The sequence below is a fragment of the Paenibacillus sp. A14 genome, from assembly GCF_036864815.1.
GTDB classification, from domain to species: Bacteria; Bacillota; Bacilli; order Paenibacillales; family Paenibacillaceae; genus Fontibacillus; species Fontibacillus sanfengchensis.
The window spans coordinates 1-14,795 of the sequence record NZ_JBAGJD010000014.1 but is presented as its reverse complement, the minus strand read 5'-3'; the positions used below and the strand labels follow the sequence as shown (position 1 = coordinate 14,795).

The following is a 14,795-nucleotide window of genomic DNA, read 5'->3' as shown; positions in this document are numbered from 1 at the left end:
GTAATGATCATTTGTAAATCCGAAACGGAACTGGGCTTTATGAGAGAAGCGGGGCGTATCGTAGCGGAAACGCACAGGCTCATGGCGAAATCGATCGAGCCTGGGATTACGACCGGAGAACTCGATCAAATCGCCGACAAGTTCATTCGCAGTCAAGGCGCTGTGCCGTCTTTTAAAGGTTATAACGGTTTTCCTTACAGCATTTGCGCTTCGGTCAACGAAGAATTGGTACATGGATTTCCCGGCAAACGCAAATTGAATGAAGGCGACATCATCACACTTGACATCGGCGCTGAATACCGGGGATATCACGGAGATTCGGCTTGGACCTATCCGGTCGGTACGATTTCGGAAGAAGCCCAACGGCTTCTGGAAGTCACCGAAGGATCGCTGTATGCCGGTCTTGCGCTCGTCAAACCGGATGTCCGCTTGTATACCATTTCGCATGCGATCCAGCAGCATATTGAAAATGCCGGTTTCTCGGTAGTACGGGAATATGTCGGTCACGGCATCGGAACCGAGCTGCATGAAGAACCGCAAATTCCGAACTACGGCACCCCGGATCGCGGGCCGCGGCTGAAGCCTGGCATGGTGCTGGCGATCGAGCCGATGGTCAACGCCGGCAAGCGGTACGTTAGAACGCTGGAAGATGATTGGACGGTCGTTACGGTGGACGGTTCATTGTGTGCTCATTTTGAGCATACCGTAGCGGTAACCTCGGATGGTCTGGAAATTTTCACGAAACTGGATGCGTAGGTGATGGCAGTGAAAGAACTTCCTGAACCTCAAATCGGGCAAATCGCGAAAACGTTGAGGGGAAGAGACGCAGGCTCCGTTTATGTAATCGTCGGGATCGTGGATGAGAGATTCGTCTTGATCGCGGATGGGGACAAACGCAAGTTTGACCAGCCTAAACGGAAAAATGTACAGCATCTTGATCTTCAACCTATGATCAGCAGCGAGGTCATTCATAGTTTGCAGGAAAGCGGTCGGGTAACCAACGGGAAACTGCGGCATGCCGTGAACGCTTATATGGAATCCGCCAAACCAAATGCTGAAGAGAAAGGAGAATGACAGTGGCCAAAGAAGATGTCATTGAAGTCGAAGGTACGGTGATCGAACCGTTGCCGAACGCTACTTTTCGCGTAGAGCTGGAGAACGGACATCAGATCCTCGCTCACGTTTCCGGGAAGCTGCGCATGCACTTTATCCGGATTCTGACGGGAGACAAAGTGGTAGTACAATTGTCGCCTTATGACCTGAGTAAAGGTCGTATTACGTATCGTAAATAGATTCCAATACCAATTGGAACAAATATGTGTTATGATATTCAGGTTGAGTAATCGATGAGTTGAGAAGTTCGTTTTACATCTGTAAAACTTAGTTCATAGTTCATCCTTGCAAGAGAGTTTTGCTTCGCAAAGCTGGGCATATGCTCTCGAAGTCAGTTTTACATCCGTAAAACTTTTAGGAGGTAATCAACATGAAGGTAAGACCTTCTGTAAAGCCCATTTGCGAAAAATGCAAAGTCATTCGTCGCAAAGGCAATGTCATGGTGATTTGCGAAAATCCGAAGCACAAACAAAAACAAGGTTAAAGAAGGGGGTGTAGCGTAAAATGGCACGTATAGCTGGTGTGGATTTGCCACGTGATAAACGCGTTGAGATCGCCTTAACTTACATTTTCGGAATCGGTAAAACGACTTCTCAGAAAATCCTGGCTGAAACAGGCATCAATCCGGACACTCGTGTTCGTGATTTGACGGAAGATGAGGTTAGCAAACTACGCGAAACGATCGACAAAACGGTCAAGGTGGAAGGTGACCTGCGTCGTGAAATTTCCTTGAATATTAAACGTTTGATTGAAATCGGCTGCTACCGCGGTGTGCGTCACCGTCGTGGATTGCCGGTTCGCGGACAACGTACTAAGACGAATGCCCGTACTCGTAAGGGTCCTCGTCGTACTGTAGCGAACAAGAAGAAATAAGAAGGGGGGATAACAGACAATGGCTAAACCAAAAAAAGTCGTACGTACGAAACGTCGTGACCGTAAGAACATTGAATCTGGTGTGGCACATATCCGCTCCACCTTCAACAACACGATCGTTACAATTACGGATCCGCACGGTAACGCAATTTCCTGGGCCAGCTCCGGCGGTCTTGGTTTCAAAGGTTCCCGTAAATCCACTCCGTTTGCCGCTCAAATGGCTGCGGAATCCGCTGCGAAAGCGGCTATGGAACATGGCATGAAGAGCGTCGAAGTTATGGTTAAAGGTCCTGGAGCCGGTCGTGAAGCCGCTATCCGCTCCTTGCAAGCTGCAGGCCTGGAAGTTAACATGATTAAAGACGTGACTCCAATTCCTCATAACGGATGCCGTCCTCCGAAACGTCGTCGTGTGTAATGAAGTTTGCTCTTATGTGGTATAACAACATCATCGTTTGGTAACAATGGTTGTTTAGGCATACTACATGATAGACTTCAGTAAACATGACGGTTTTCAAGGAACGACGTTTTGAAGGAGGGGTAATTTCGTGATAGAAATCGAAAAGCCGAAAATCGAGACCGTAGAAGTTAACGATGAAGGCACCTATGGGAAATTTGTAGTAGAACCACTTGAGCGTGGATATGGCACCACACTGGGCAACTCGCTTCGCCGGATTTTGCTCTCTTCTCTGCCGGGTGCTGCGGTAACCTCGGTCCAAATCGATGGTGTTCTGCATGAATTCGCGACGATTCCGGGGGTTATGGAGGACGTTACGGAGATCATTCTGAACCTGAAGGCTCTTTCGCTGAAAATTCACTCCGATGAAGAGAAAATTCTCGAAATCGATGCTGAAGGCGAAGGCGTCATCACAGCAGGAGATATCCGTGCGGACAGCGATGTTGAAATATTGAATCCGGATCTGCATATCGCAACGCTGGAACCGGGTTCGAGACTTCACATGCGCATCTATGCCGGCCGTGGTCGTGGTTATGTTCAGGCAGATCGGAACAAACGAGATGATCAACCGATTGGTGTCATTCCCGTCGATTCGATCTATACCCCGATTGCTCGCGTCAATTACGTTGTAGAGAATACACGTGTTGGCCAAGTGACCAACTACGACAAGCTTACGCTTGAAGTATGGACCGATGGCAGCATTAGACCTGAAGAAGCGGTAAGCCTCGGTGCGAAAATTCTGACCGAGCACCTCTTCCTCTTCGTGGGACTCACGGATGAAGCGAAGGACGCCGAAATCATGGTCGAGAAGGAAGAAGACAAGAAAGAGAAAGTGCTTGAAATGACGATTGAAGAGCTCGATCTTTCCGTCCGCTCCTATAACTGCCTCAAACGTGCCGGTATTAATACGGTACAAGAGCTCACAACCAAAACCGAAGAAGATATGATGAAAGTCCGCAACCTCGGACGCAAATCTTTGGAGGAAGTTCAAGAGAAGCTTGAAGAGCTTGGTTTGGGTCTACGTACGGAAGAATAGACTGCTTAATCGTTCTAGCGAAGGAGGGAAAACTCATGGCATACCAAAAGTTGGGCCGCGATTCCAGTGCGCGTAAAGCTTTGTTCCGTGACCTGGTAACCGACCTGTTCTTATACGAGCGCATCCAAACAACTGAGGCCAAAGCGAAAGAAGTTCGTTCGATCGCCGAGAAGCTGATCACTAAAGCAAAACGCGGTGATCTGCATGCCCGTCGTCAAGTGGCTGCATATGTTCGTCGCGAATCGATCGACGGCCAGCAAGACGCAATCCAAAAATTGTTCTCGGAGCTGGCTACCCGCTATTCCGAGCGTCCAGGCGGATACACCCGTATCCTGAAACTGGGACCACGCCGCGGCGACTCCGCCCCTATGGTTTATCTGGAACTGGTAGACCGGGCGTAATTCGGGGATATCCCCAACCACAGTTAAACTCTCTGAGACTCGCCGTTTTGGCTTGGCTGCGGAGAGTTTTTCTATGTCCGCTAGGTATACGAAGAAGGGGGAGGCGGCATGCGCAATCTGCTGATGACGCTAAGTTATGACGGTACCCACTATTTTGGCTTTCAGACCCAGCCCGGCGGGAATACCGTTCAGGATCATCTGGAGGAAGCGATCCGCCAGTTGACGGGGGAAGAGATAAAGATCCATGGGTCCGGAAGGACGGATGCGGGCGTACACGCCCGGGCGCAAACCTTTCATTTTACGACCGCCTCGCAAATTCCGGTGGAGCGCTGGCGTCATGCCTTAAATGGCCGTCTTCCCTCCGATATCCGCATTACGTCGGCCATGGAGGTGCCCCTGTCTTTTCACTCCAGGCGGTCCGCGAAACGGAAAACTTATCGCTACACCATCAACGGCAATCGGGTGTTCGATGTGTTTTACCGCCAGTATCAACTGCATCACCCGGGGACCTTGGATGTGGAGGCCATGCGTGAAGGATTGAGACACCTGGTGGGGACGCATGATTTTACCTCGTTTGCATCAAGGCACTCCACGAAGCAAAGTCATGTGAGAACCATCTATGAAGCCCGGATTGAGATCGATGATCGCCTTGATGGAGCGGGTACCCATGAACAGGGGATTATTCATATCTACTTGACCGGGAACGGTTTTTTGCAGCATATGGTTCGAATCATTGTAGGGACTTTGCTTCAGGTGGGCGAAGGGAAACGCAGGCCCGAGGATATGAAGACCGCCCTGGAGGCCAAGGATCGGGCCGAGGCAGGTCCGACAGCCGAGAGCAAGGGGCTTATGCTATGGAGTGTAGAATATGAGGGCCTGGCGGGGGCTCCCGATCCTACGGCGAAATCTTAAATTTTAACGAAACTCCTAAACTTCTTATACGTAACAATACGAAAGCGGAATGCGACAGCATCTATATAAGTTGAACTAAAGAATTAGCAATAGGCAAGAGTGTGAAATGATTCTGGAGAAGCTACAAGCTTTCTGCAAGAAAGCTGCATCGGAAGCATAAGCCAAGGCTAGCCTTTGCGATCGGAAGAACATTTCACACGGCTGCCCCACATGCAAATCAATAGTTCAATTTATATAGCAAATAAAACTATAGAACCTTAGGAGGGCTTTTACCCAATGAAGTGTCCTGTATGTCATGATGTGCGTATGAGAGAAGTTGAAAAAGACGGAGTTCTGATTGATGTTTGTCCCGACTGTAAAGGCGTATGGCTGGATCGGGGCGAATTGGAGAAGCTGATGAATGAGGTGCGGCAAATACGACCGGCTTTTAATGAATGGTATGAGAGCCATGACCGGGAACCGTCTTATGACCGGAGAGAGAAGGATTCCCGGTATGCGGATTCGGACTACGGCCATCGGCCTTCCTCGAAGCACGATAACAGACCGCCGCAGCCAGGTCATTACCAAGGGTATCCGCAGGGGCATTATAAGCACAAGAAGAAGAAATCGGTCCTGGATGTGTTCGGAGATCTGTTTGAATAATATCGGGAGCTTTTTTATCAGAAAAAGACTTGCGCAACCCAGCCTCATCCTGTAAAATAAAAGTTGTGTTTTCTTAACGGCTATCCCACAGCCCCCAGTTAAGAAGACCGCATAGCAAGGCCTTTAGAATTAACAAACATGTATATAACGACGATGAAACATAAATGGCAGAAAGCGGTCTTGGTACCCGAAGCGCCAGATCGTTTTATGCATTGACGAACCATTTTGAACGAGAATGAAGGAGGATCTTTTAAATGCGTACCACCTATATGGCGAAGCCAAGCGAAGTAGAGCGCAACTGGCACCTTGTTGATGCCGAAGGCAAAACGTTGGGCCGTTTGGCAAGCGAAGTAGCTGCACTGATCCGCGGCAAACACAAACCACAATTCACTCCACACGTTGACGGCGGCGACTTCGTCGTAGTCATCAATGCCGAGAAGATTACTCTGACCGGTAAGAAATTGGAGAACAAAAAATACTATCGTCACTCCCTGCACCCAGGCGGTTTGAAAGTGACAGTTGCCAAGGATCTTTTGAACTCGAAGCCTGAACGTGTAATTGAGTCCGCTGTACATGGCATGCTGCCTAAAACTCGCCAAGGCGAGAAAATGAAGCTGAGACTGAAAGTCTATGCCGGCACGGAGCATCCACATGCAGCACAAAAACCTGAAGTTTACGAACTTCGCGGATAATTAAAAGGGAGGACAGTTTCATGGCACAAGTACAATACTATGGGACAGGTCGTCGTAAACATTCGGTAGCTCGTGTTCGCCTTGTACCGGGTGAAGGACGCATTGTCATCAATAAACGCGATATCAATGAATATTTCGGTTTGGAAACCCTCAAACTGATCGTTAAACAACCTTTGAGTTTGACCGAAACGCTCGGCAGCTATGACGTCATCGTCATCGCTCACGGCGGCGGCATCTCCGGTCAAGCCGGCGCAATTCGTCACGGGATCGCTCGCGCTCTGCTGAAAGCAGACCCTGAGTTCCGTGGTTCGTTGAAGAAAGCAGGATTCCTGACTCGTGACCCACGGATGAAAGAACGTAAGAAATACGGTCTCAAAGCCGCTCGTCGCGCGCCACAATTCTCGAAACGTTAATATTTGGAAGGAAGCTCTTGGCCATTATTGGCCAGGGGCTTTTTTTTATTTTTGCCTGAGCAGATCCGTAAAACCCTTAATGTCATGCAAAAGAAATCGGCATGTCATGCGTTCACGGGACAATCGCCCTGCAAATATAATAGTGTTGACTTATCGAAAGAATACCCTATACTAAATATATAATTCTAATCTGTTTAGTAGGTATTATTTCGCGTGCGCACACCGTCTTTTTTTATTTTGTTTTTTTATAATTGGAGGGGCGAATAAAGATGAATTTGCTTGAAAAAGAAGCGTTGATCACTACGAAGGCGGAGGAGTTGGAATCGGCAACTCCGCAGGAAGTGATTGCTTGGGCGGTAGAAACTTTTCCGAACATTACTTTTGCCTGCAGTTTCGGGGCCGAGGACGTTGTGATTGTCGATATGCTGCAGCAGATCAGTCCGTCCACGGACGTGTTTTATCTGGACACGGACTTCCATTTTAAAGAGACGTATGAAACCCGCGACGCCATGGCGGAGCGCTACAATCTGGATTTTGTTAGGGTCTCGCCGGAGATTACGCCCGAGGAACAGGCGCTTCAGTACGGCAACGAATTGTGGAAATCCGAGCCGAATGCTTGCTGTAATATCCGCAAAGTGGAACCCCTGACACGCATCCTTTCGAAATATGATGCCTGGATCACCGGGATTCGCCGTGATCAGGCCCCTACGCGTGCCAATGCGAAAAAGATCGAATACGACGTCAAATTCGGCCTCGTCAAATTCAATCCGCTGGCCAGTTGGACGAGTGAGGACGTATGGAATTATATCCGGGAAAATGACGTTCTGTACAATCCGCTGCATGACCGGAACTATCCGAGTATCGGATGCGAACACTGCACCCGTCCGGTGATGCCGGGCGAAGATCCGCGAGCAGGACGCTGGGCGGATTCGGAGAAGACGGAGTGCGGACTGCATAAATAATTCAGCACGGGCTGGGATAAGGGGAGAAATGAGATGACGGCAATTTTACCGCATGGCGGGAGTTTGATCAATAGGCTGGCTACCGGGGAAGAACGGGAGCGCTTGTTGAAAGAGGCGGAGAAACTGCGAACCATATCTATCAACAAATGGAGTATCTCCGATCTGGATCTGATTGGTGTTGGAGCTTTTTCTCCACTGACCGGCTTTTTGAACGAAGAGGATTACCGCTCTGTTGTCAAGAAGATGCGCCTGGCCGACGGAACTGTATGGAGCATTCCGATTACACTTTCTGTCAGCGAGGCGGATGCGGCTCAAATCTCGATAGGGGAAACCATCGCCCTTACCGGCGAACATGATGGTGTGATTTACGGTCTGTTGGAAGTAGGCAGCATTTACAAAGTGAATCAGCGCGATGAGGCTGTGCATGTTTTTAAAACGGATGACCTGGAACACCCGGGTGTAAAAAAACTGTTCGAACGTTCCCCGTTCTATGTCGGCGGAGAGGTGACGGTGTTAAACCGCCCGCAACCGGAACGGTTCGGCGAGTTTTATTTTGACCCTGCGGAAACCCGCCGGATCTTTGCGGAGAAGGGATGGAAACGCGTCGTCGGCTTCCAGACCCGCAATCCGGTGCACCGGGCCCATGAGTATATTCAGAAGAGCGCGCTGGAGATCGTAGATGGACTCTTCCTCAACCCGCTTGTCGGGGAGACGAAATCGGATGACGTTCCGGCTGACGTCCGGATGAAGAGCTATCTGGTGTTGTTGGAGAACTATTATCCGCAAGATCGCACTTTCCTTGGGGTATTTCCCGCTGCTATGCGTTATGCAGGGCCGAGAGAGGCGATATTCCATGCCATGGTGCGCAAAAATTACGGCTGTACCCATTTCATCGTCGGCCGCGACCACGCGGGCGTAGGCGATTACTATGGCACGTACGAGGCACAGGAGATCTTCTCCAACTTTACGGCCGAGGAACTGGGCATCTCGCCGCTGTTTTTCGAGCATAGCTTCTTTTGTACCAAATGCGGGAACATGGCGTCCAGCAAAACGTGCCCGCACCCGAAAGAGGATCATATGACCCTTTCCGGCACGAAAGTAAGAGGCTTGCTCCGCGATGGGATTTGCCCGCCGCCGGAATTCACCCGTCCGGAAGTAGCTCAAGTTCTGATTGAAGGCATGAGCCACCAGGTAACTATATAATACTAGCTTAATAGCATTAGCTTACGGCTATCGGCATATTTGTCCACCTCGTCCCATATGATGATTAATGTCATTATGGACGGAGGTGGATTTTTTATGGACTCCCAAGATAAAGTGACGGTGTGGATTCCCCTCGGTCACATCAAGAAGGCGTTGATCGGGCTTTGTCTGTTGGCCGTATTGGTGGGGCTGACGATCTATGAAATGCCTGCGGCAAAAGTATGGAACTACTGGAGTCTCCCGCTCGCGGGCCAGAAGATCGTACTGGACGCCGGACATGGCGGTCCGGATGGGGGGGCTGTCAGCAAGCAAGGGCTGATCGAGAAAGATATCAACCTCGCGGTGGCGTTATATTTGCGCGATTATTTGCAGCAGGCCGGAGCCATTGTAGTGATGACCCGGGAAGTCGATAAAGATTTGGCGGGGGCCGAGACGAGAGGGTACAGCAAGCGGAAGACCGAGGACTTGAAGCAGCGCGTCCGTTTCATTGAGGAACAGCAGGCCGACCTATTTATAAGCATTCACATGAACAGCGTGCCTTCCGAGCGCTGGCGGGGGGCGCAGACGTTTTATTATTTGAACAACGGAAACAGCGCCAATTTGGCGGATTTGATCCAACAGGAATTGCGGCGGAATCTGGAGAATACGGACAGGGTGGCAAAAGTATCGGATAAACCGGTATATGTGCTTCAGGCTTTGAAAATCCCGGCTGCCCTCGTAGAAGTGGGGTTTCTTTCTCACCCTGAGGAATCCGGGTTGCTGGGGGATGAGAGCTATCAGCGAAAAGTGGCGGCTTCCATTTACCAGGGGCTTCTGAGGTACGCGTCGGGGGAAGGGGCGGGAAAATCAGCGGACAGCGGCAAGTAATGATATAATAAATGTCATAATAGACGTAGTTGCTTATATCATATAAAGTCGAGGTGCTGTCATTGATTACGAAGGAGCAGCTGGAAGCGGTGCTGCGCCCTGTCGCAGAACCTGCGTTACAGCGGAGTCTGGTCGACTTGCAGTGGATTCGGGATATCATGATAAAGGAAGATAAAGTCGCCCTCACCGTCGTTTGCCTGAATAAAGACGGGGTGTCGCAGCAGGGAATCGAGGAAGAAATCCGCTTTCGTCTAGCGGAAACCGGCATTACAAACGTGCACCTCCGCTTTCGCGAAGCGTCGGAACAAGAGCGGGCGAACGCGGGAGCGGGACCGGATGAGGCGGCCTCATCTTCCGCATCATCCTCTTCAGCTTCGGGTACGGAGGGGCCTCTCAAGGGACATGGCGCGGGACTGGAGCGCCTGCCGATTTTGGATCCGAAGTCAGGCGTGCATTTTATTGCGATTGCCAGCGGAAAGGGCGGGGTCGGCAAATCGACCGTAACCGTGAATCTGGCGGCGGCCCTGGCCAGGCAAGGCAAACGGGTCGGCCTGATCGACGCGGACATTTACGGATTCAGCGTCCCGGATATGATGGGGATCGAAACGGCCCCCACCGTGGAAGAAGGAGCGATCATTCCGGTAGAACGCTTCGGCGTCAAGGTGATGTCCATGGGCTTTTTTATCCAGGATAACAATCCTGTTATTTGGCGCGGTCCGATGCTGGGGAAAATGCTTCGCCAATTCTTCAACGATGTGCATTGGGGCGAGCTGGACTACATGCTGCTCGATCTCCCTCCGGGAACGGGGGATATCGCCCTGGATGTGCATCAGATGATTCCGCAGAGCCGGGAAATCATCGTGACCACCCCTCATGCGACCGCGGCCTTCGTCGCCGCCAGAGCGGGAGCTATGGCGCTAAAAACCGAGCATGAGGTGCTAGGGGTTATTGAAAATATGGCGTACTACGAATGTTCGGCTTGCGGACAGAAGGATTATATTTTCGGCCGGGGCGGGGGAGGGCGTCTTGCGGAAACGCTGCATACCGAGTTGTTGGCGCAAATTCCGGTCAGCGCGCCGGACAACCATCCGGCCGAGCCCGATTTTTCGCCTTCCGTGTATAAGGCTGACACACCTGTCGGACAAATTTACAGTGAGCTAGCTTCCCAAATCATCGCAAAGTTTACAAAAGACTGACCCCCTGGGTCAGTCTTTTTTTCGGATCAGCTTCGGATGACTAGGATCCTCCGCCACCGCCGCCTTCGCCTCCACCGCTACCGCCTGCTTGGCTGCCGCCTCCTTGTCCGCCTTCTTCACCCGACTTAGGAGCCTTTTCCACCTTCGGCTGAAGCTGTTCTTGAACGACGGTTTTCAGCAGTTCCATCACTTCCATTTTGAATAGAGGGCTTTGCATGGCTTCCTGCATTACAGTCATGGACTGTTTACGGAAATCTGAAGTCTTCGTCAAATCCAGAAACATCTTCATGACTTCCGGCGACTTCATAATTTCGCTGATGGATTTTTGATACGTCGGATCTTTAATGAGATCCATATGCATCTGTTTGCTTTGGGTATTAATCGCTTTGGCAAAGTCCCCGGCAAACTTTGGATCCGTCATGATTTTTTCGAATTCCTTCTTATACTCGGGCGAGGTGATCGTGTCTTTGACGGCCATGCGGATCTGGTCGGAGGATTGCCCAGGAAGAATCATTTTGATGCCCATCGTACCTCCGCTGGCGGAGCCACCGCCCCCTGAACCGCCGCCGGAAGCACCCCCCGAACCGCCTCCGCTGCCGCCGGATTCACCGCCGCCGGAGCCGGATTCGGTGCCTTCTCCGCCACCTTCTCCGCCGCCGGAGCTGGTTCCCCCGCTAAGGGCTTCGTAAATGGCTTTTTTACCGTCATCGGTCTTCAGGATATCAATGACCATGGATTTAGTGTCTTTATAGCTGACTCCGCCTTGTGATGAGGAGGAGCCTTGTTCAGAACCGCAGGCTGCCAGCGGAAGAGTGAATAAACATAAGATGCATACAAACCATCGATAACCCTGCCACTTCATGGTTCCTTCCTCCTTATGCTTGTTGCTGGTCATTAGTATGCGGTCGGAAAAAAGGAATTATCCAACCGAAAACCATGGTTTTTTACCGGGATCGTTGGTAAAATATTTCGTTAGTGGGGGTGTCGCGGTTGAACTTAAAAAGATGGCTTTATTTGTTTTGGACGACGCTGGTTGTCGGTGCCGCAGGTTCATTGATCGTAGGTTTGCTGCTGCAAGGGACAAATACGGTCGAGCTGAAAGGAACGGCGGATTTCCTCGTAAATGTCGGCATCCTGCTTGGCGTTGGCATAATGGTCAGTGTTTACTCCCAAATGGGTTTCTTTGCGTATATGATGGTGAACTACATGGGGACCGGTGTTTTTTCCCGCATGACCTGGCAATACATTCAAATTGTTCTTACTGCGCTGGCGCTGCTGGAGCTGATGTTCTTCCGCACGTTTGTGGGTGGGGAGAGCAGAGGAGCCTCGGATATGATTCTGGGCCTGATTTTGTTCGTTGTAGCCGTTGTGGTTGCTTATTTAAAAGCAAGGATGACCAACGCCACAGCCTGGATACCCACATTATTCTTTATGATTGCGGTCACGATTGTGGAAACCGTCGGCGTACTGAAAATCGGAGTGGATCAGGCGACGGCTTGGATTGCGGCACCGCTAATCGCGTGCAACGCGTACCAAATTTTGATTTTGCATCGCATATTGCAGCCTAAGAACGCATAACAAAAAGAAGTCCGGTTATCCATACCGGGCTTCTTTTTCCTTTCACATTCCCGCTGCCGTATCGACCTGCTGCCAAATCCAAGCCTGATCCCTAACCTGATTTCCCTTTACTCCAGCTTCCTGCAACATGTCTGAAACCGTGACAAATTCGTATCCTTTCTTCCGTAACTCGTTGATGATGATCGGCAGCGCTTCGTGCGTTTGCTTGACGGAATCGCTGGCATGGAACAGTACGATATCGCCTGGATGCGCTTTGCTCACGACTCTGTTCACAATCGTATCCGTCCCCTTGTTCATCCAGTCCTGGGAGTCGGTATCCCATTGGATCACTTTGTACCCGAGGTCATCGGCGATACTTAGCACGCGTTTGTCAAAGTCTCCGTTAGGCAGACGAAGCAGATTTGGTGCTTTTCCGGTCACATCGGTTAAAATAGTATGAGCCGTTCTCAATTGCTTGGTAATCTCTTCGTCGCTTAGCTCGCTGTAATTGGTGTGTTTGTGTCCATGGCTTCCGATTTCATACCCTTGCTGTTGGATGGCTTTGACGGTGTCCGGATGGGTCCTGCTCCATGGGGAAGAGAGGAAGAAGGTCGCCTTTTGAACGTTGTTGTCCTTGAGAACTTTCAGAATAGGTTCCGCACGCTTATCTCCCCAACTGATATCGAAGGTCAACGCGATGACCTTTTGGTTTGTGGAAACGCTGTAAATGGCAGTCGGGCTGCTCTCTTCGGAGAAAACGGTAATATGGCTTTGTTCCACATAAATTACGCCTGCCGCAAACAGGGCTGCTGCGAAGACAAAAAAGAACCTTTTGATCTTCTTCCCGTTCAGGACATAGAAGAAATTGTTCATTGATGGTTGCCCCTCTCGTCATCAGAATAGAATTACTCCGCTTGTCTAATGTATGCTCGTACCTTTTTGCTTTATGACTTTGATTAGGAGGCTTATGCATATGCTTTCACCTCGACTATTCTTTATGGATCTGGGACGTTACAAAAAGATGATGTTTTTATCGCTTGCCCTTTTTGTGGCGGGAATTGCGCTGGGGGCGGCTGGATCCGACACCATTGCCGGGTTGGTGGCGCCGGATATTGCCAAGCTTCAGGAGTACAGCCATGAGCTATCGAAATCCTCGACGCCGGAGCTTAGCTTTTTTACGTTTATTTTCTTAAATAATGCGCTAAAAAGCGTGGCGGTAATTTTTCTTGGAGCCTTGTTGGGAGTAATGCCGGCCATTTTTCTGCTTATGAATGGGATGGTCCTTGGGCTGGTTGTGTCGCTTGCCGCCGCGCAAGGAGCAAACCTGTTTGAGCTTGTTGTATTTGGCTTGCTGCCGCACGGAATTATCGAGATTCCCGCTATTTTGGTAGCGGCGGGCTTTGGCATGCAGTTTGGTTTCGTTGTTCTAAAAGGATTGGGCGAATTGGGGGCGAGAGATCGGGCGGACCGGACCGTGAAGTGGCGGGGTTTTTTTGCTTCGGCGGGGAGGGGAGCTTTCTGGATTGTGGTGTTCCTCCTGATCGCGGCCGTTATAGAAAGCACGATTACTTATCACCTTATGCGTTGAAGTGAAGTGTCATAATTTTCCCGGAAAGTGAGCATAACAGTAAAGCGGTTCAAAAGAACGAGTTTATACGGACGGGTAAGAGGTTAAACATTTGATACCCAGGAAATGTAAGTTATAAACAGTCGCCATACGTCCTAACTTAGTCCTTGTATAAATCTCAACTATCGATGAAGAGGAGCTGTTATGCCATGCTGGGAATGCTGTTTAACGAAAAGGAATGCAAGGAACTTGATTACGTGCTGCGCAAAGAACTGGATGAAATGCTGCTTGATTTGAGCGACCAGCGGCTGGATCGCGAAATCAGACGCGCCATTGCCAACCGATATAAGACCGTTTTTCGGATGTACGCCAGGTTCGCCCCTTCCAAAGAGCTCTCAAAGTATGCTAGGCGGATTGTTCTGTAAGATTGGCAGGTAGATAAATTGGGGATTGACATCCCCTTTGGAGATGTGATAAATTATCAAGCGTTCCGTTTTTTTTGGGGACAGCTAAGTGAGCTTCATTCGAAGTAAAGATTTGGATATAAAAAACTTTCGAAAAACTCTTGCAAAAACCTAGCTCACTGTGGTATATTATAAAAGTCGCCGCTGAAACACAACGATGACGAAAGAAACGAAGTTGATCTTTGAAAACTGAACAACGAGTGAGTATTAAAATGAGAATTATTTGGATGAATTCCAATCCGGTTTACGCCGGCATTGAAATTCAATCCTTTCTCGTCAGATTCAAAATGAGCTATCAGCTTATTCAATGAGTTTCAACTTTATTGGAGAGTTTGATCCTGGCTCAGGACGAACGCTGGCGGCGTGCCTAATACATGCAAGTCGAGCGGACTTGATGGAGTGCTTGCACTTCTGATGGTTAGCGGCGGACGGGTGAGTAACAC

Annotated in this window: 21 protein-coding genes and 1 rRNA gene; 20 read left to right on the top strand and 2 right to left on the bottom strand. The window is 50.0% G+C overall.

The genetic code is table 11. The features are described 5' to 3' along the window. The first annotated feature begins 3 nt into the window (after window positions 1-3). From map to V4U88_RS23645, 16 genes are all read left to right on the top strand, one after another. Window positions 4-756 carry a type I methionyl aminopeptidase gene (gene map, locus V4U88_RS23720; protein WP_334075695.1) on the top strand — a complete coding sequence of 251 codons (753 nt, stop codon included), beginning with the start codon at window positions 4-6 and terminating at the stop codon, window positions 754-756. Between the two features lie 3 nt (window positions 757-759). Then, window positions 760-1,074, top strand: coding sequence for a KOW domain-containing RNA-binding protein (locus V4U88_RS23715; RefSeq protein WP_334075694.1), 315 nt, complete (start codon window positions 760-762; stop codon window positions 1,072-1,074). Between the two features lie 2 nt (window positions 1,075-1,076). Further along, a complete protein-coding gene (gene infA / locus V4U88_RS23710; protein WP_006676514.1) occupies window positions 1,077-1,292 on the top strand; it encodes a translation initiation factor IF-1 in 216 nt (71 codons plus the stop codon). Window positions 1,293-1,483: 191 nt separating this feature from the next. After that, window positions 1,484-1,597, top strand: coding sequence for a 50S ribosomal protein L36 (rpmJ, locus tag V4U88_RS23705; protein ID WP_003333770.1), 114 nt, complete (start codon window positions 1,484-1,486; stop codon window positions 1,595-1,597). Window positions 1,598-1,617: 20 nt separating this feature from the next. Beyond that, window positions 1,618-1,986, top strand: a complete 369-nt coding sequence (gene rpsM, locus V4U88_RS23700) for a 30S ribosomal protein S13 (RefSeq protein WP_148458048.1) — start codon at window positions 1,618-1,620, stop codon at window positions 1,984-1,986. Window positions 1,987-2,005: 19 nt separating this feature from the next. After that, the gene (rpsK, locus tag V4U88_RS23695; RefSeq protein WP_018753969.1) at window positions 2,006-2,401 is read left to right on the top strand and encodes a 30S ribosomal protein S11; all 396 of its coding nucleotides are present in this window, start codon (window positions 2,006-2,008) and stop codon (window positions 2,399-2,401) included. A 130-nt stretch (window positions 2,402-2,531) separates the two neighbouring features. Then, window positions 2,532-3,476: a DNA-directed RNA polymerase subunit alpha gene (locus V4U88_RS23690; RefSeq protein ID WP_148458049.1), complete on the top strand. Its 945-nt coding sequence runs from the start codon at window positions 2,532-2,534 to the stop codon at window positions 3,474-3,476. A gap of 35 nt (window positions 3,477-3,511) precedes the next feature. Beyond that, on the top strand, window positions 3,512-3,877 hold the full coding sequence (gene rplQ, locus V4U88_RS23685) for a 50S ribosomal protein L17 (RefSeq protein ID WP_334075693.1): 366 nt from the start codon (window positions 3,512-3,514) through the stop codon (window positions 3,875-3,877). Between the two features lie 108 nt (window positions 3,878-3,985). Beyond that, window positions 3,986-4,789, top strand: coding sequence for a tRNA pseudouridine(38-40) synthase TruA (gene truA / locus V4U88_RS23680; RefSeq protein ID WP_334075692.1), 804 nt, complete (start codon window positions 3,986-3,988; stop codon window positions 4,787-4,789). Window positions 4,790-5,065: 276 nt separating this feature from the next. Then, complete coding sequence (locus tag V4U88_RS23675) at window positions 5,066-5,431, top strand: TFIIB-type zinc ribbon-containing protein (protein WP_334075691.1); 366 nt, start codon at window positions 5,066-5,068, stop codon at window positions 5,429-5,431. Window positions 5,432-5,685: 254 nt separating this feature from the next. Next, window positions 5,686-6,123: a 50S ribosomal protein L13 gene (rplM, locus tag V4U88_RS23670; RefSeq protein WP_334075690.1), complete on the top strand. Its 438-nt coding sequence runs from the start codon at window positions 5,686-5,688 to the stop codon at window positions 6,121-6,123. A gap of 20 nt (window positions 6,124-6,143) precedes the next feature. Then, on the top strand, window positions 6,144-6,536 hold the full coding sequence (gene rpsI / locus V4U88_RS23665; protein WP_148458053.1) for a 30S ribosomal protein S9: 393 nt from the start codon (window positions 6,144-6,146) through the stop codon (window positions 6,534-6,536). 269 nt (window positions 6,537-6,805) lie between these two features. Next, entirely contained in the window at window positions 6,806-7,498 is a 693-nt protein-coding gene (locus V4U88_RS23660; RefSeq protein WP_334075689.1) for a phosphoadenylyl-sulfate reductase, read from the top strand. 33 nt (window positions 7,499-7,531) lie between these two features. Further along, the gene (gene sat / locus V4U88_RS23655) at window positions 7,532-8,701 is read left to right on the top strand and encodes a sulfate adenylyltransferase (protein ID WP_334075688.1); all 1,170 of its coding nucleotides are present in this window, start codon (window positions 7,532-7,534) and stop codon (window positions 8,699-8,701) included. 96 nt (window positions 8,702-8,797) lie between these two features. Next, on the top strand, window positions 8,798-9,568 hold the full coding sequence (gene cwlD / locus V4U88_RS23650; protein ID WP_334075687.1) for an N-acetylmuramoyl-L-alanine amidase CwlD: 771 nt from the start codon (window positions 8,798-8,800) through the stop codon (window positions 9,566-9,568). A 62-nt stretch (window positions 9,569-9,630) separates the two neighbouring features. Continuing rightward, window positions 9,631-10,764 carry an Mrp/NBP35 family ATP-binding protein gene (locus V4U88_RS23645; protein WP_334075740.1) on the top strand — a complete coding sequence of 378 codons (1,134 nt, stop codon included), beginning with the start codon at window positions 9,631-9,633 and terminating at the stop codon, window positions 10,762-10,764. Window positions 10,765-10,804: 40 nt separating this feature from the next. On the opposite strand, the gene gerD is transcribed toward V4U88_RS23645, so the two are convergent. Beyond that, window positions 10,805-11,626, bottom strand: coding sequence for a spore germination lipoprotein GerD (gene gerD, locus V4U88_RS23640; protein ID WP_334075686.1), 822 nt, complete (start codon window positions 11,624-11,626; stop codon window positions 10,805-10,807). A 128-nt stretch (window positions 11,627-11,754) separates the two neighbouring features. On the opposite strand from gerD, the gene V4U88_RS23635 reads away from it, so the two are divergent. Next, window positions 11,755-12,342 carry a KinB-signaling pathway activation protein gene (locus V4U88_RS23635; protein ID WP_334075685.1) on the top strand — a complete coding sequence of 196 codons (588 nt, stop codon included), beginning with the start codon at window positions 11,755-11,757 and terminating at the stop codon, window positions 12,340-12,342. Between the two features lie 42 nt (window positions 12,343-12,384). Here V4U88_RS23635 and pdaB read toward each other — a convergent pair whose 3' ends face one another. Further along, the gene (pdaB, locus tag V4U88_RS23630; RefSeq protein WP_334075684.1) at window positions 12,385-13,194 is read right to left on the bottom strand and encodes a polysaccharide deacetylase family sporulation protein PdaB; all 810 of its coding nucleotides are present in this window, start codon (window positions 13,192-13,194) and stop codon (window positions 12,385-12,387) included. Between the two features lie 100 nt (window positions 13,195-13,294). Here pdaB and V4U88_RS23625 point away from each other — a divergent pair, with 100 nt between their 5' ends. From V4U88_RS23625 to V4U88_RS23615, 3 genes are all read left to right on the top strand, one after another. Beyond that, a complete protein-coding gene (locus V4U88_RS23625; protein WP_334075683.1) occupies window positions 13,295-13,909 on the top strand; it encodes a stage II sporulation protein M in 615 nt (204 codons plus the stop codon). Between the two features lie 188 nt (window positions 13,910-14,097). Then, window positions 14,098-14,313 (top strand): hypothetical protein, encoded by a 216-nt coding sequence (locus tag V4U88_RS23620; protein ID WP_148458062.1) that lies wholly within the window; start codon window positions 14,098-14,100, stop codon window positions 14,311-14,313. 359 nt (window positions 14,314-14,672) lie between these two features. Further along, window positions 14,673-14,795, top strand: a 16S ribosomal RNA gene (locus V4U88_RS23615); the annotation flags it as partial.

Coding starts and splice junctions, on each gene's coding strand:
- rpsI (WP_148458053.1), top strand. CDS start 6,144: ATGGCACAAGTACAATACTATGGGACAGGTCGTCGTAAACATTCGGTA.
- V4U88_RS23675 (WP_334075691.1), top strand. CDS start 5,066: ATGAAGTGTCCTGTATGTCATGATGTGCGTATGAGAGAAGTTGAAAAA.
- rplM (WP_334075690.1), top strand. CDS start 5,686: ATGCGTACCACCTATATGGCGAAGCCAAGCGAAGTAGAGCGCAACTGG.
- rpsM (WP_148458048.1), top strand. CDS start 1,618: ATGGCACGTATAGCTGGTGTGGATTTGCCACGTGATAAACGCGTTGAG.
- cwlD (WP_334075687.1), top strand. CDS start 8,798: ATGGACTCCCAAGATAAAGTGACGGTGTGGATTCCCCTCGGTCACATC.
- sat (WP_334075688.1), top strand. CDS start 7,532: ATGACGGCAATTTTACCGCATGGCGGGAGTTTGATCAATAGGCTGGCT.
- gerD (WP_334075686.1), bottom strand. CDS start 11,626: ATGAAGTGGCAGGGTTATCGATGGTTTGTATGCATCTTATGTTTATTC.
- V4U88_RS23620 (WP_148458062.1), top strand. CDS start 14,098: ATGCTGGGAATGCTGTTTAACGAAAAGGAATGCAAGGAACTTGATTAC.
- pdaB (WP_334075684.1), bottom strand. CDS start 13,194: ATGAACAATTTCTTCTATGTCCTGAACGGGAAGAAGATCAAAAGGTTC.
- V4U88_RS23660 (WP_334075689.1), top strand. CDS start 6,806: ATGAATTTGCTTGAAAAAGAAGCGTTGATCACTACGAAGGCGGAGGAG.
- rpmJ (WP_003333770.1), top strand. CDS start 1,484: ATGAAGGTAAGACCTTCTGTAAAGCCCATTTGCGAAAAATGCAAAGTC.
- map (WP_334075695.1), top strand. CDS start 4: ATGATCATTTGTAAATCCGAAACGGAACTGGGCTTTATGAGAGAAGCG.
- V4U88_RS23715 (WP_334075694.1), top strand. CDS start 760: ATGGCAGTGAAAGAACTTCCTGAACCTCAAATCGGGCAAATCGCGAAA.
- V4U88_RS23625 (WP_334075683.1), top strand. CDS start 13,295: ATGCTTTCACCTCGACTATTCTTTATGGATCTGGGACGTTACAAAAAG.
- truA (WP_334075692.1), top strand. CDS start 3,986: ATGCGCAATCTGCTGATGACGCTAAGTTATGACGGTACCCACTATTTT.
- rpsK (WP_018753969.1), top strand. CDS start 2,006: ATGGCTAAACCAAAAAAAGTCGTACGTACGAAACGTCGTGACCGTAAG.
- rplQ (WP_334075693.1), top strand. CDS start 3,512: ATGGCATACCAAAAGTTGGGCCGCGATTCCAGTGCGCGTAAAGCTTTG.